12 protein-coding genes are annotated in these 13194 nt (G+C 49.0%); 6 read left to right on the top strand and 6 right to left on the bottom strand.

What is annotated here, in order from left to right; genetic code table 11:
- Nucleotides 1–10: 10 nt before the first annotated feature.
- Nucleotides 11–1333 (top strand): HAMP domain-containing sensor histidine kinase, encoded by a 1323-nt coding sequence (locus tag BTA51_RS02725; protein WP_094705848.1) that lies wholly within the window; start codon nucleotides 11–13, stop codon nucleotides 1331–1333.
- A 9-nt stretch (nucleotides 1334–1342) separates the two neighbouring features.
- On the opposite strand, the gene BTA51_RS02720 is transcribed toward BTA51_RS02725, so the two are convergent.
- Nucleotides 1343–2080 carry a response regulator transcription factor gene (locus BTA51_RS02720; protein WP_094705847.1) on the bottom strand — a complete coding sequence of 246 codons (738 nt, stop codon included), beginning with the start codon at nucleotides 2078–2080 and terminating at the stop codon, nucleotides 1343–1345.
- Between the two features lie 187 nt (nucleotides 2081–2267).
- Here BTA51_RS02720 and BTA51_RS02715 point away from each other — a divergent pair, with 187 nt between their 5' ends.
- Both BTA51_RS02715 and BTA51_RS02710 read left to right on the top strand, forming a co-directional pair.
- The gene (locus BTA51_RS02715) at nucleotides 2268–3206 is read left to right on the top strand and encodes a DUF4382 domain-containing protein (RefSeq protein WP_141215515.1); all 939 of its coding nucleotides are present in this window, start codon (nucleotides 2268–2270) and stop codon (nucleotides 3204–3206) included.
- Nucleotides 3207–3338: 132 nt separating this feature from the next.
- A complete protein-coding gene (locus tag BTA51_RS02710) occupies nucleotides 3339–3764 on the top strand; it encodes a hypothetical protein (protein ID WP_094705845.1) in 426 nt (141 codons plus the stop codon).
- A gap of 57 nt (nucleotides 3765–3821) precedes the next feature.
- Here the strand turns inward: BTA51_RS02710 and BTA51_RS02705 are convergent, their stop codons facing one another.
- The 3 genes from BTA51_RS02705 to BTA51_RS02695 all read right to left on the bottom strand — a co-directional run bounded on the left by BTA51_RS02705 (nucleotide 3822) and on the right by BTA51_RS02695 (nucleotide 7142).
- Nucleotides 3822–4676 carry a MalM family protein gene (locus BTA51_RS02705; protein ID WP_168188026.1) on the bottom strand — a complete coding sequence of 285 codons (855 nt, stop codon included), beginning with the start codon at nucleotides 4674–4676 and terminating at the stop codon, nucleotides 3822–3824.
- A gap of 82 nt (nucleotides 4677–4758) precedes the next feature.
- Nucleotides 4759–5982, bottom strand: coding sequence for a maltoporin (locus tag BTA51_RS02700; protein ID WP_256385695.1), 1224 nt, complete (start codon nucleotides 5980–5982; stop codon nucleotides 4759–4761).
- Between the two features lie 293 nt (nucleotides 5983–6275).
- Nucleotides 6276–7142, bottom strand: a complete 867-nt coding sequence (locus tag BTA51_RS02695) for a MurR/RpiR family transcriptional regulator (protein WP_094705843.1) — start codon at nucleotides 7140–7142, stop codon at nucleotides 6276–6278.
- Between the two features lie 434 nt (nucleotides 7143–7576).
- Here BTA51_RS02695 and zwf point away from each other — a divergent pair, with 434 nt between their 5' ends.
- The 3 genes from zwf to BTA51_RS02680 all read left to right on the top strand — a co-directional run bounded on the left by zwf (nucleotide 7577) and on the right by BTA51_RS02680 (nucleotide 10541).
- Nucleotides 7577–9049, top strand: coding sequence for a glucose-6-phosphate dehydrogenase (gene zwf, locus BTA51_RS02690; protein WP_094705842.1), 1473 nt, complete (start codon nucleotides 7577–7579; stop codon nucleotides 9047–9049).
- The gene (gene pgl / locus BTA51_RS02685; RefSeq protein WP_094705841.1) at nucleotides 9042–9749 is read left to right on the top strand and encodes a 6-phosphogluconolactonase; all 708 of its coding nucleotides are present in this window, start codon (nucleotides 9042–9044) and stop codon (nucleotides 9747–9749) included. Before zwf ends, pgl begins: the two co-directional genes overlap by 8 nt.
- Nucleotides 9750–9884: 135 nt before the next feature.
- The gene (locus BTA51_RS02680; RefSeq protein WP_094705840.1) at nucleotides 9885–10541 is read left to right on the top strand and encodes a bifunctional 4-hydroxy-2-oxoglutarate aldolase/2-dehydro-3-deoxy-phosphogluconate aldolase; all 657 of its coding nucleotides are present in this window, start codon (nucleotides 9885–9887) and stop codon (nucleotides 10539–10541) included.
- A gap of 213 nt (nucleotides 10542–10754) precedes the next feature.
- Here BTA51_RS02680 and BTA51_RS02675 read toward each other — a convergent pair whose 3' ends face one another.
- Together BTA51_RS02675 and BTA51_RS02670 are read right to left on the bottom strand one after the other, a co-directional pair.
- Complete coding sequence (locus tag BTA51_RS02675; RefSeq protein WP_094705839.1) at nucleotides 10755–12158, bottom strand: DUF5666 domain-containing protein; 1404 nt, start codon at nucleotides 12156–12158, stop codon at nucleotides 10755–10757.
- Nucleotides 12155–13024 (bottom strand): DUF6502 family protein, encoded by an 870-nt coding sequence (locus BTA51_RS02670; protein ID WP_094705838.1) that lies wholly within the window; start codon nucleotides 13022–13024, stop codon nucleotides 12155–12157. The genes BTA51_RS02675 and BTA51_RS02670 overlap by 4 nt, the downstream gene beginning before the upstream one ends.
- Between the last annotated feature and the right edge of the window lie 170 nt (nucleotides 13025–13194).

Below are 13194 nucleotides of genomic sequence, written 5' to 3'. Positions count from 1 at the left end.
GATTTTGTATATGGCGAATCAATCCCCGCGCAGGGGTATTCAATCCCGGTTGATCAGAGTTTTTGCGGTGCAGGCCACTCTGGTCAGCCTGGCAACGGCACTGGGAGTATTTGCCGCCTACAAAATTGCCGAGGATATTCTGGTGAAGGAGGCGCTGACCGGTGAAGCGGAGCACTACTGGCAACTAGTGGAGAAAAATGGGGATTATCCACTTCCCAACACCAAAAACATGAGGGGTTACCGGGCGAAAATATCCCGGCTGGATGCTTTGCCTGAAGAGCTGAGTTCCCTTGAGCCCGGATTCGGCAGGCATCCATTTAAAGGAAACACACCTTTGGTACTGGTGTCGGAGCGTGACAGTGAGCGACTCTATCTTATCTTTAAAGAAGAGCAGGTTTCCCGGCTAGCGCTATATTTTGGTGTCGCGCCGCTGACGGTTGTATTGATCCTGATCTACCTCGCTTCCTGGTTCACATTCCGTCAGTCGCAAAGGGTGATATCGCCAGTGGTTCAGTTGGCGAAAGTCGTCGAGGGGACCCGGATTCCGGACAGTGAAACACTTGCCGCCGATCTGAAGCCATTTCACAGTATTGATACCGATATTGATGCTCTGGCGACATCGATCGAACACTTTGCCGCGAGGCTTCACTCATTTATTGAGCGGGAGCGTACCTTTACCCGTGATGCCTCTCATGAACTGAGGACTCCTCTGGCTGTTCTGAAAGGGTCCATGGATGTCCTGGATCAGGCAGAAACATTTTCCGACCAGGGCAGAAGTGTCATGCAGCGTATGCGGAAGACTGTCCAGGACATGGAAGAGCTGATTGAGACGCTTCTATTATTGGCTCGGGAGGAGGATACCTTGTTGGAGGTGTCGCCTATTCTATTGAACGATCTTCTGCCCACGATTATCTCTCAAACCCAAAGGGCCATGGGAACGGCTGAGGATCTGATTGCCTTTGAACAGAGCAGCCTTTTGGAGATTGCGGCTTCCAGCAAGGTGCTGACAATTCTAATGACCAACCTTATACGCAATGCCATTGTCCATGGCACTACCTCGGAATCCCCCAGGGAAAGTGTCAGGATTAAGATCAGTGAGAATTCCGTGACGGTGACAGACAATGGGCCAGGCATGGATGAGGAGCTCATGCGCAAGGCCTTCCAGCCGTTCTTCCGTGGAGCTGCAAATAACCAGGGTCATGGATTGGGTTTAACCATCGTTCAACGCTTGTGTCATCGTTTTGGATGGCAGCTTGATGCTCACAGCATCGTGGGACAGGGGACTTCAATCAGTATTCGATTTCCTGACGCCAGGATTGTCGGGCGCCAGTAGGATATCGAATTAGTCTGCGTTTTTATCTGTGCTCTCTGTGCTCTCTGTGCTCTCTGTGCTCTGGGCTACCAATTTAACCCCAAGCCCTTGCAAGGTATGAATCAGCGGGCTGGAAAACGGCTTGTCCACGGACTTGCGAAGTTGATACAGGTGGCTGCGCAGTGTGTCGCTATCCGGAATCATATCGCCCCAAAGTTCATGTTCCAGCGCCTCCCTGGGAACCAGATTAGGGCTTTCCCGCATTAGAATTTTGAGAATCTTGTAACCTGTCGGTGTCAGGCGAATGTTTTGGCCTTCTCTAACCGCTGTCATGGTTCGGGTGTTGAGCTGTAGCGGTCCAACCTGCAGAATTCGTTCGTCGAGTTCCCCGCGTTGACGCCGGATCAGCGCCTTCAATCTGGCTTCCAACTCCGGCAGGTCGAAAGGCTTGACCAGATAGTCATCGGCACCTTCCCGAAAGCCTCGTAGTTTGTCATCCAATTGATCTCGGGCAGTCAGCATCAGTATCGGTGTGGCGATGCCGGCATCCTCCCGTAGCCTGTGGCATATTTCAAATCCATCGATTCCCGGTAACATGATATCCAGGATCAAGGCATCGTAACGGTTTACCGAACCCAGGTGCAGCGCAGTCAGCCCATCAGCGGCATAATCTACCGTGTAACCGGCGTTCTCCAGGTACAAAATGACCGTTTCTGCCAATGGCCTGTGGTCTTCGACCAATAGAACCGTGGCGGTTGTATTTTCCATGTAAAATCCTAAAAAGCCTTGAGGCCTGTTCCACACTAATTAGCTGAAGGTCTGTATTATCGCTGCTGCAGCCTCCGGTTGATACGCAGGCGCTGATGATTTGGGCTGTATCTCACTGATTCTTTTTTATTCTCATGGTACATTGCCTCGTTTATTTCAGGTATTTGGACAAGTACAGGCTGATATCATGAAGATTATTCACTTTCTCCTACCTCTGGCAGCAGCATTTATGCTCACGGGTTGCGGTAGTGGTGAGGCGGAAAAGGCAACAAAAAATACTGACGGCAAAGGTCGCTTTTTGCTGGAAGTGACGGATGCCCCTGTCGACTATGCTGCAGAAGTTGTGATCCAGTATACCGGTGTGGAATTGAAACCTGCCTCGGGCCGCTCGATCAACTTCGATTTCGATGAACCAAAAAGCGTTGATCTGATCAAAATCACTCAAGAGGGCGTTCCAGAACGACTCTTGTTCGAGCGTATTCCGGAGGGTGAGTACTCTTGGTTTCGATTTAAGGTTAACGATAGTTCCTATATCAAGCTTAGTAGTGGCGAAACACATCCGTTAACTATTCCCAGTGGCAGCGAATCAGGGCTGATAGTGAATGAGACCTTTAATGTGGTGCAGGATAATGCTGCTGGATTTATTGTTGATTTTGACTTGCGTAAATCAGTGGTTGAGGCCAGTGGGAACTATTACCTGAGACCTGTTCTTCGTGCCGCGGCTATTAAAGAGGCAAATCTTCTGTCGGTGGAAGTAGCGCCTGAAATTATTGCTGATCAGTGTGAGCTAGATCCTTCAGAATATGCTGGTACGGTTTACCTGTTTTCAGGAAAGGATGTTATCCCTGATGATGTGGATTCCTCTGCAGACACTGCCCCGATTATGACGGCGCCGGTACACTACTCACAAAGTAAAGACCCTGACCTGAAAACTCCTTATGATGCATACTTTGCGAGATTTTGGTCAATTCCTAAAACGGAATATACCGTAGCCTATACTTGTTATCGTGATGATGACCCAGAAGCGGATGATCCTGGCATGGTGTTCGCCGGTCAGACACTTAATCTTGAAGATGACCTGTTTGTGCCTTCTGATCTCAATGTGATCGTTAAGCTTGAGCCATGATGAAACTGAAGTTCGCCAGGCAAATTCCACCCTCCTTCTACGCCCCTGAATGATAGATGGGAGAGGATGTATTCTTTTACTTCCTGGGGAACTATTGAGACATAAGCAAGTGTCTTTAACAGGAGAATAACAATGAAGAAGCATTTGATGGTGTCGGCATTGGCTGCCACTTTGATATTCACCGGATGTGCCACAACCGGCAAGCGTGATTTGAGCCAAAGTGTTTATCTGCGTGGCCAGTTTGCCTGGTGGGATGCCTTGGATGAGTACAAGGTCAAGCGGGTCAGCAGTGATGTCTATATGGCCAGCGCTGAATTGACCGCCGATGGTCAACCTTATGAAATGAAGTTTGGTGATGCTGGCTGGACCTCTGGTACCAACTGTGGGTATTTGAGCCAGGCAGAAGATCAGGTGTTGGAGTTTGGTAAGAAGTCCAAAGCGAATTGTTCATCAGTATTTGAGAACTTCAAGTTTACGCCGCCTGAGACCGGCACCTATAACTTCTATCTGGATGTAAGTGGTGAAGTTCCCTTGGTATATGTGGAATCATCTAACTAAAGTCTTGTTTTAAAAGTCTTCCTACTTTCAAAAAAGCGGCCTCAAGGGCCGCTTTTTTTATTTCTGGTTCTTAACGGCGTCTATAAAGACAGTTCTGGCTGTTTTTGAACCATTGGCCTCTGCATCATCCACAAGACGCATGGCTTCTTCAATATTGCCGTCAGTAACTGCCTGCTTGATCAGCTCGTTGGTCTGCTCTTCTACCGATATGTTGGCAGATTCCGGGACTTTGACTGTGGTGTTCGCCGAAGGAGTCGCTTTACCAACATATTTGGCATAGATGGATATCAATCCCATCGCCGAGTGTTGTGCCACGGGGTCATCAATTTCAGGCGGGACACGGTTAGTGGCCAGGGCAAACTGTTTGGCCGGGTGAATCATGGTGGTGGTATTCATACGCTGTTGATCGGTTGTATAAATCAGGAGGTACTTTTCATCCTTAAATCCACCGACTGAAGAGATGGTTGCTTCCAGTCTTTCACCGTTGACCAGATCGGCGCTTTTATAAACGAATTCTTTATCTGCTTTCCGGACTTCCTGGAAGTTGCTATCCAGCAAGGTTACCGTGGGCGAAAATACCCTGTCCTCAGCAGCAATACTGCTGATTTCGATGTCAATAGGGCGGTTACTCTCGGGGATGATAAAAGCAGTAACAAAGCTCTTTCCTGAGTCAAACTGATAGGACTGTGAAGCCGAATTAAATTCAACAACTTTCGTCTCTTCAATGGGTAATGCTTGGTAGGCTATATCAGAATATTGATCGCAACATATTGGAGCATCATCCAATGCCTTGTTAGCGGCACCAATTGGTAGGGATGCATTTGCCATCATAATAGGAGACTTTTTCCACCCGGATTGACATCCGGTCACTCCCAGCAGGCATATCAGTGCCAAAACGAAACTGTGTTTCATGCTTATCTTCTCGACCTTTTTATTATGCTGGAAACAACAAGCCCCCGAAGAACGGGGGCTGTTCATACATTAGCCTGCTAGCTTACCACCAGGCTTCTGCTTGTACACCAAAGTTGATAACGCTGTCTTCGCCGCCATTGAAGATACCGCTGGTATCTTTTCCGCTGGCGTCACTCGAATCGTTGCTGATTGAGCTTACGAAAATACGGATTTCAGGACGTGCCCAGTAGCTGGGGCCTGCGGACCAGGCTTGTGCCAGTGTGATTTTGGACAGCTGGGTTTCTGCGCCATCATCGTCTGCATCAAAATAACCAACTTCCAGAATGGTTCTGGTGTGGTCAGTCCACTTATACATAGGCCTTGCTGAAACGCTCCAGAAAGAACGGTCGTCCTTTAGGGTGTCGTCTTCGAAGTTGGCATAAATGGCCGAGTAGCCAAGTTCGATTTGGCTGGATGGTTTGATTACGCCCCAGTCGATCAGGCGATAGCCTTTGCCGCCCTGGTCCAGACCGCCAAGCCAGTTACCGGATCCAAAATCACGCATTGGCTGACCAAAGCCTTCATGACCATATTGGAAAACCACCTTGTTGAAGCCGCTCATCACAGGAGTGGAAAGCTCGCCGGTAAACAGAGCAGAAATGTCGTCTTTGGAACCGGCATCTTTTTCGGCATCTGTCAGCTCAGGTTTTGCCACGTCCAGACCCAGCTCAAGGGTGCTGCTACCAACAGGTAGACCTGCATAGCGGAGGTCCAGGGTGTTCTGGTTGCTGTAACCGTTGGTCCATGCGATAGAGACCTTGCCTGGGCCAGCATCGATGCCTTCAATACCAGCACCTGGGCCGGAAATGTCCCAGTAATAGAAGTCAATGTGGTGAATATCATGTCTTTGATAGTAACGTTTACCGGCCCACAGGGTGGCTTCTGGAGCAAAGCCGAGGAGTCCCTTAGCCTGAACATTCATCTGGCGCAGAGCGATATCGCCGGAATCATCGCCAGCGGCCAGTGATTCATAATCACCGGTCTGGTCAGTTTTATAGGCCAGCATGGTTTCAACTTTAAAAGTTTTACCGTCGCGATTGTAAACTTCCTGTGCCAGTCCGAGCTCTGCATAAGTTTCGCATTCATTTCCCAAGCGGCCCACGGTTTTAACATCAACACACTGTTGATCACCGTCATCACTCATTCCAATCCCTGAGCGAGCATAGCCATGCCATTCCACAGCACCGGCATTCATCGCCATTACAGCAGCCAATGCGGTTGCCATAGGCGCGATCCTGAACACACATTTGTTGTTATTGTGTCTCATTGTCTTCTTCCTGCTCTTATTACTGTTATCTAGGTTAAGTACTGCATTACCTTTTTATGAGTTAAGAACTTGAGTTCTCTTGCAGTAACGCAGTGCCCGATTTGTACGTTTTGCCAGAAGGACAAAATCGCAAATTGGATAGCCTCATACTCGACAATGAAAAGATTTGTTACATCCTCCGAGGGGTAACTTTTTAGGGGGGAGGAAATGGGGGGAGTGGGGGCGTAGTGGGTGTAGTAGATAAAACAGCTTAAGAATCCGCTCCCTAGTCTGAGAGCGGATATCGGCCAGAATCAGATTTCGCTGGGGAATCTGGTAGGTTTCAGGCTGTCTTTGATGCGTTTGAGATGATCATGGAAGTCTGTGCCTCTCTTAAGAGTCACACCGGTAGCCAGGATATCTATGACCGCCAGATGGATGATGCGGGAGGTCATGGGCATATAGACGTCAGTGTCTTCAGGTGCGGTGACTTCAATTGCGACGGTACATTCTTTGGATAGTGGTGAGTCTGGAGCGGTGATGCCGATGACTGAAGCTCCTCGTTCCCTTGCGATTCGTGCCACTTCGACCATTTCACGGGTACGCCCGGTGTAGGATATGGCCACTATCGCATCGCCGGTATTGGCAGCTGCCGCCACCATGCGTTGCATAAGAAAATCATCGTAGGCGGTAACCGGTATATTGAAGCGAAAGAACTTGTGTTGGGCATCAATAGCCACCGGGGCGGAGCCTCCCATACCCAGGAAAGAAATCTGCTTCGCCTGGATCAGATAGTCTATGGCCTGTGATATTGCACGGGTATCAATAGATTGGCGGGCTTTATCCAGTGCGGCAATGGTGGTCAGGAATATCTTGTCGGTGAATTCCTGGACGGTATCGTCCGCTTCTACATTTTGACTGACATAAGGCGTGCCGCTGGCAAGGCTCTGGGCCAGACGAATCTTGAAGTCTGGGAATCCGCTGGCGGCAAAGTTGCGACAGAATCGATTGACGGTCGGTTCACTGACATGAGATGCCCGGGCGAGTGCCGCGATGCTGTAGCGTGTGGCAGCCTTAGGATCGCGCAGTATGACCTCTGCTACTTTGCGTTCGGACTTGTTCAGGTCTTCAAGGCGTTGCTGGATGGTTTCCAACAAATTGCCAGGGTTCATTTCATTCATGTTGCATCCAGATAGTTGCCCGGTATTGCTCCGGTAACCAGATTGACACTGGTTAAGTGTTTATTATGGCTATTGTTAAAGATGTAGTGAATTTACCACATTTTTTTAGGCAATGTATTGGATCACTTACCAGGATTATGGTGTGTGAATTGCAATCGATGATTCAGAAAGAAGTCATTGCACGGCAATGAACGGATTTGCGGGCGACGAGCAGATGGTCAGAGTTCGGACGGTGGATTCAGGAACCCTAAAAAAGGATATTTTCATGGCGGAGGGTTAAAAAGGAGCCATAATTTTTAAGTGACAAGCTGGTTTTATATAAGCGTGAAATAACTTTTATGTAGTAATAAATATAAAATTATTTCAAAAATAGCCTTGATAAATTCCATTTCATGGCTGAAAATTGCGGATAATTACTACGAAACGAATATAAGATGAATATATCAACAACACAGTGTGATTTCGTACTTTTTGGGGCGTTGGGTGATTTGGCTCAGCGCAAACTGTTTCCTGCTCTTTATCAGCTGGAGCGGTCTCAATTACTGCATGAGGACATGCGTATTCTGGCCTTGGCCCGACAGGAAGTTGACGAGGCGGCGTTCAAGGCTGAAACTCTGGAGAAGCTGAAGGAGCGTATACCGGAAAATCAGCGGGATGCGGACTCCATCAAGCGGTTCTTCAGCAAAGTTGAGTATATGCGTCTGGATTTTCTGGCCCCTGAAGGCTATGAGCAGCTGAAGGCCTGGAAGTCTGAAACAGATGCGCCTCTGCTTCTATATATGGCAACACCACCTTCTATCTATGGTGGAATCGGAGCCAATCTTAAATCCAGCGGCTGTATCGAACGGTCCACCCGTGTTGTGGTTGAGAAGCCCATCGGACATAGTCTGGAATCTTCGCACGAGATCAATAGTCAGCTGGCAGAATACTTTGATGAAACCCAGCTCTATCGTATTGATCACTATCTAGGTAAAGAAACAGTGCAAAATCTGATTGCACTGAGATTTGCCAACAATCTGTTTGAAACCCAGTGGAACCAGAAATACATCTCCCATGTTGAGATCACGGTGGCTGAAAAAGTCGGTATTGAGGGGCGCTGGGGTTACTTCGACAAAGCCGGACAATTGCGGGATATGGTGCAGAACCACCTGCTGCAGTTGTTGTGCCTGATCGCGATGGATCCACCTTCTGATCTTTCCGCTGATAGTATCCGGGACGAAAAAGTTAAAGTGCTTAAAGCTCTGAAACCAGTGACTCCTGACATGATGGAAAGTCATATGGTTCGTGGCCAGTACACGGCTGGGAACATCGACGGTAAGTCTGTTCCAGGCTATCTGGAAGAAGAAGACGCCAATCAAGGTAGTTCTACCGAGACCTTCGTAGCGATCAAAGCTGAAATCTGTAACTGGCGTTGGGCGGGTGTGCCATTTTATATGCGCACGGGCAAACGCATGCCGGAAAAGCTGTCGGAAATCATTATTCATTTCAAGCCGGCACCACACTACATCTTCGATCCGGATCAGAAGCATATTGCCAACAACAAACTGATCATTCGTCTGCAGCCTGATGAGGGAATATCTCTACAGGTGCTGACCAAGGATCAAGGGTTGGATAAGGGAATGCGTCTGCGTCAGGGACCACTTCAACTTAGTTTCTCTGAGGCTTTCAAGACTGGCCGGGTGCCAGATGCCTATGAAAGGTTGTTGTGGGAGTTCATCAAAGGAAATCAGTATCTGTTTGTGCGCCGGGACGAAGTTGAGTGGGCTTGGCGGTGGATCGATCAAATAATCTCTGGATGGGAAGAGCTGGGATTAGCGCCCAAGAAATATGCCGCGGGTAGCTGGGGGCCGGTATCCTCCATTGCCATGATTGCTCGTGATGGCAGGAGTTGGTACGAAGATGCGTGATTTAAATTTCCCGCAAGGGGTTGGATTAAACACTGCAGAGGATCGCCAACAGCTTGCAGAACAGCTGGCCGGTCAGGTCGCTGAGTGGCTTCGGGAAGCGCTTGCCAGCAAGGATCGGGCTCTTTTGGTTGTTTCCGGTGGCAGGACTCCGGTGGCTTTTTTCGAGGCGCTCTCAAAAGAGCAATTGCCGTGGAGTCGCGTTGATATCACGTTGGCCGATGAGCGCTGGGTGAATGAAGACGATCCGGCCAGTAATGCTGCGTTGGTTAGAAAGCATCTCGTATCCAACTTTGCGTCCGATGCAAATTTTATCCCATTGAAAACGCCAGAGCAGGCACCAGAATCGGCGATTGAGGCTCTCGATTCTGAGCTTCGGAATTTGAGCTGGCCAATTGATGTGTTGATTCTGGGTATGGGGAATGATGGTCACACTGCTTCTCTGTTTCCCGGAACCAGTGGATTGGCTAATGCCATGACCACTGATAGAAAGTGCGCAGTGGTAACGCCTTTGGATGCTCCTCATGACCGTATGACGCTGGCTTATCCGGTCCTGTCTGCTGCAAGGCACACAGTGCTGCATATCACTGGTGAGGACAAATCTGCCACCATGACAAAAGTGCTGGCAGATTTGAACGCGGTGGAAAAAATGCCGGTACGTGGATTTATTGGGTCAGGATTGGAAATTTACTGGAGTCTCTGACCAAGACCCGGGATGAGAATCACGGGATTATAACTAAATAATGAAAATGGAAGCCCTTAAGGGCTTCGCCAGGGCAAGTTGAAATAATTCAAGGCTGGATCTTTGGAACTGGTCGCTACGAAAGAGAGCAAAATTATGACAAACCAAGCATACCCACAACATCTGCAAGAGCAGCTGGATAAAATTGTTTCCAGTTGTCCGCTGGTGCCGGTGATCACTATAGATCGTCCGGAAGATGCGTTGCCTTTGGGTAAGGCGCTGGTTGAAGGTGGTTTACGGATTCTGGAAATCACACTGCGTACCCCTTATGGGTTGCAAGCCATTAGCGACCTGCGAGCTGCACTCCCGGATGTGTGGGTCGGAGTGGGCACGGTGGCGACTAAAGCTCAATTTGAAGCGGCGGAAGCGGCAGGCGCGCAATTTGTTATCACTCCCGGTTCAACTTCTGAGCTGTTGGAATATGGAATGACGGCAAAAATCCCTCTTTTGCCGGGAGTATCCTCTCTGTCAGAAGTGATGGAAGGTTACCGATTGGGATATCGGACATTTAAGTTTTTTCCAGCAGAAGTTGCTGGAGGTGTTTCTGCATTGAAAGCTTATAGCGGTCCGTTTCCGGATATAAGTTTCTGCCCGACGGGTGGAATCACTCTGGAGAAGGCTAAAGATTATCTTGCGTTGTCAAACGTCAATGCGGTTGGTGGTTCCTGGTTAACACCCAAGGACGCCATCGCAGCAGGCGATTGGGCGCAACTCCGATCTATTGCCGAGAAGAGCCTGGCAGCTGTGAAGTGAAAGGTTCTTTTTGGGGATAGTACGACCCTCCCTCATTGCGCAAGCAATATTTTTAACCCGCCAATGGCGGGTTTTTTTTGCTTCTCTTTAGCGGGATGTCAGCTCCGACGAAAGTCAGAGTGAAGAACTCCGGAAGAGCATCAATATCCGGGCGGGTGTGCCGTAATCATTCGTGAAATGTACGGCACTCTCCACGGAGGGGTCCATATCGGTCTAGTCTTCCACCGATATGGAGTCTGCTCTTAGAGTGTCTGCACCGATCACTGTCAGACCTTCAGCGACAATCAGGTCTCCTACAACAATGCTACTGGCGTCTACGTCGGTCGTGTCGATGGTGATGCCCATGACTGTCAATGTGTCGGCTGTCTTGGCTGTGACGGTTCCCTTCACTAGGACTCCACTGCTGGATTGACGGCGAGTCAATCTGCTAACACTTACAGTGCCTCCCTGGAAGTTGCCCTGCACGTCAATCCAATCCCCTTCTTCGATATCTTCGAAAGTGAAGAATCTTAGTCGACCAGTGCCTGTGTCCTGGAAAATGGTCGTGCTATTCGTCTCCACTGTGACACCGAGCAGGGTGAGAGTGTGAGCAGTTGTATTGATGTTGCTGGCTTCCGCCCTCAGCTTGTTTTTGGGGTTAGATTTAATCGTGACCTTGGAGGCTTGCAGTACGCCATCAGTGTCAATTTCCCCCTCTATTTCCAGACGGATACCGTTTGCGAGATCGGATTCGCTTCCATTGCTAAAGTCGGCATCACTGGCATTCACAATCACTCCGCTGACAGTAAAGTCGGCGCTGGAGTTGAAGTCTGTGATGACGCCTTCTATTTCTACGTTATCACCATTTTCAAAGCCGGCATCTTTAGACTTAATCCGTACCTGGGTTGCAACCAAAGTTGCGCCATTAAATTCCGTGCCCTTGACCTCAACCAGACTGCCATTTTCCAATGTGGCAGAGGCTGGCACTACAACCGCGCCATCATAATCAACGTTTTGTGTACCAATGGTGAATTCTTTGAGCAGCGTATCAATATTGCCGACGATACCTTCAACCTCAAGTTTGTCACCATTGGTGTGGCTGTCTGCCAGCTTTTCGATGCGTGTCGCAATAATAGAATCTCCGGCAGTAAAGCCGCTGACACTGATGACAATGCCAGCCGTCAGTCCGTCATAGTCGACATTTTCAAGAACGGTGTCGTCAGTCACTGTTACTTCAATGCCTAAGGCAGTCAGTACGAGCAGGCCATCAACAGTATTGGTGCTGCTAATTGGACCTTCGAGATTTTGGTCAAATACGACACTGTTCGCGTCACCGGTTTTCCCGTTGCGATTAACGGTACCTTTTACCAGCACGACCATGCCAAGACTTAAAGAGTCTTCTGGTTGTGATGAGGTGTTGTCGATCGTTATATTTGCGCTGTTGGTGTCATATTCCACGCCATTGACAAATACGCTGCCAAAGGCGGTAACACTGCCCATTGAGGCCACAGGGGCTCCGGTGCCTTCGATGCCTCCATTGCTGGCGACTGATCCACCGCCTGAACCACCGCCGCAACCTGAAGACAGGACAATGCCCAGAACGCAGGCGAATAAGATGAGCTGTCTAAAGATCATCATGTCTTGTCTCCGGTTGATTTCCGCTTTGGTTTAACAGGTTTTTCCTCGGCGCAGGGTAGGGCTTCTTCAAAATAGTAAAGTCCAATTCCCGCCCGGTAATTGCGTGAAGTTGTAGGCTCCTGATCGGAAGTGTTTTGGGCATCGACCCGGGACAGCCACTTGTTGGTTTTTTGTAAAAACTCTTCAGCTTCTTCCTTGCTTCTCTGGCGAATGATATCCATAACGTCCTCGGGAAGATTGGTATAGGCAACAGTACGTTGTACTCGTGTATCTGGTGGGGTGTGAGACAAGTTGTGGCCAAAGGTTGCCATGATGTCAGATGCTGCACGCCCCATAATTTGGAATTTCTCCTCCAGGTCCTCTTGGGGGATATATCCCTGTGTCACCAATTGTACCTCATTATCCTGTCTTTCAACTTGTCCTAATCGTAACAGTTCGTCTAAAACCGCACGCCAGGGAACATCGCCACTATAGCGTCTGACAAGATCGCTGAAGCTGGGGGAATCCCCTTCAATTTGCAGGGTGGCTGGCTGTCCGTCTTGCTGGTATCGGTCATCCTGAAGCCAGCCGTTTACCACTCTGTATGCGCGGTTGACGTCGGCTGCCTGACCGGTTTCTGCGGGATTTGGTTCTTTCTGTAGGCGTGCGATTTCCTTCCGGTTGATTCCGGTTAGTACTGACACACGAGAAATGCTTTGCTTGCGATCCGGCAAAGCAAGATCCTCTGCCGCTGCATCTATATATGCCCGGCGAGCCAGATCGCTGAATTCAGCATAAGACACTCCCTGCTTTAAGAGTGTCAAAACCAGCGGCCGAAGCATTCGATATACAGCTGAATAAATCGCCTGTTTCAGTCGTTCATTCATAAATTTGGGAAAATTCCACCAACACCATGGACATTAGGTCCGATTTTATACAAAATTTAAATTAATTGGGAAAAAACTCCCAAAAAATAACCAAAATACACATAATGATAAATATGGGTTACAAAGAGATACTTTGATATGGCGAGACTTTATAAGAAGTTGGCGCCAGC

The sequence above is a fragment of the Hahella sp. CCB-MM4 genome (assembly GCF_002260525.1).
In the GTDB taxonomy this organism is placed as follows: domain Bacteria; phylum Pseudomonadota; class Gammaproteobacteria; order Pseudomonadales; family Oleiphilaceae; genus Hahella.
This window is presented reverse-complemented; position numbering and strand designations above follow the sequence as displayed.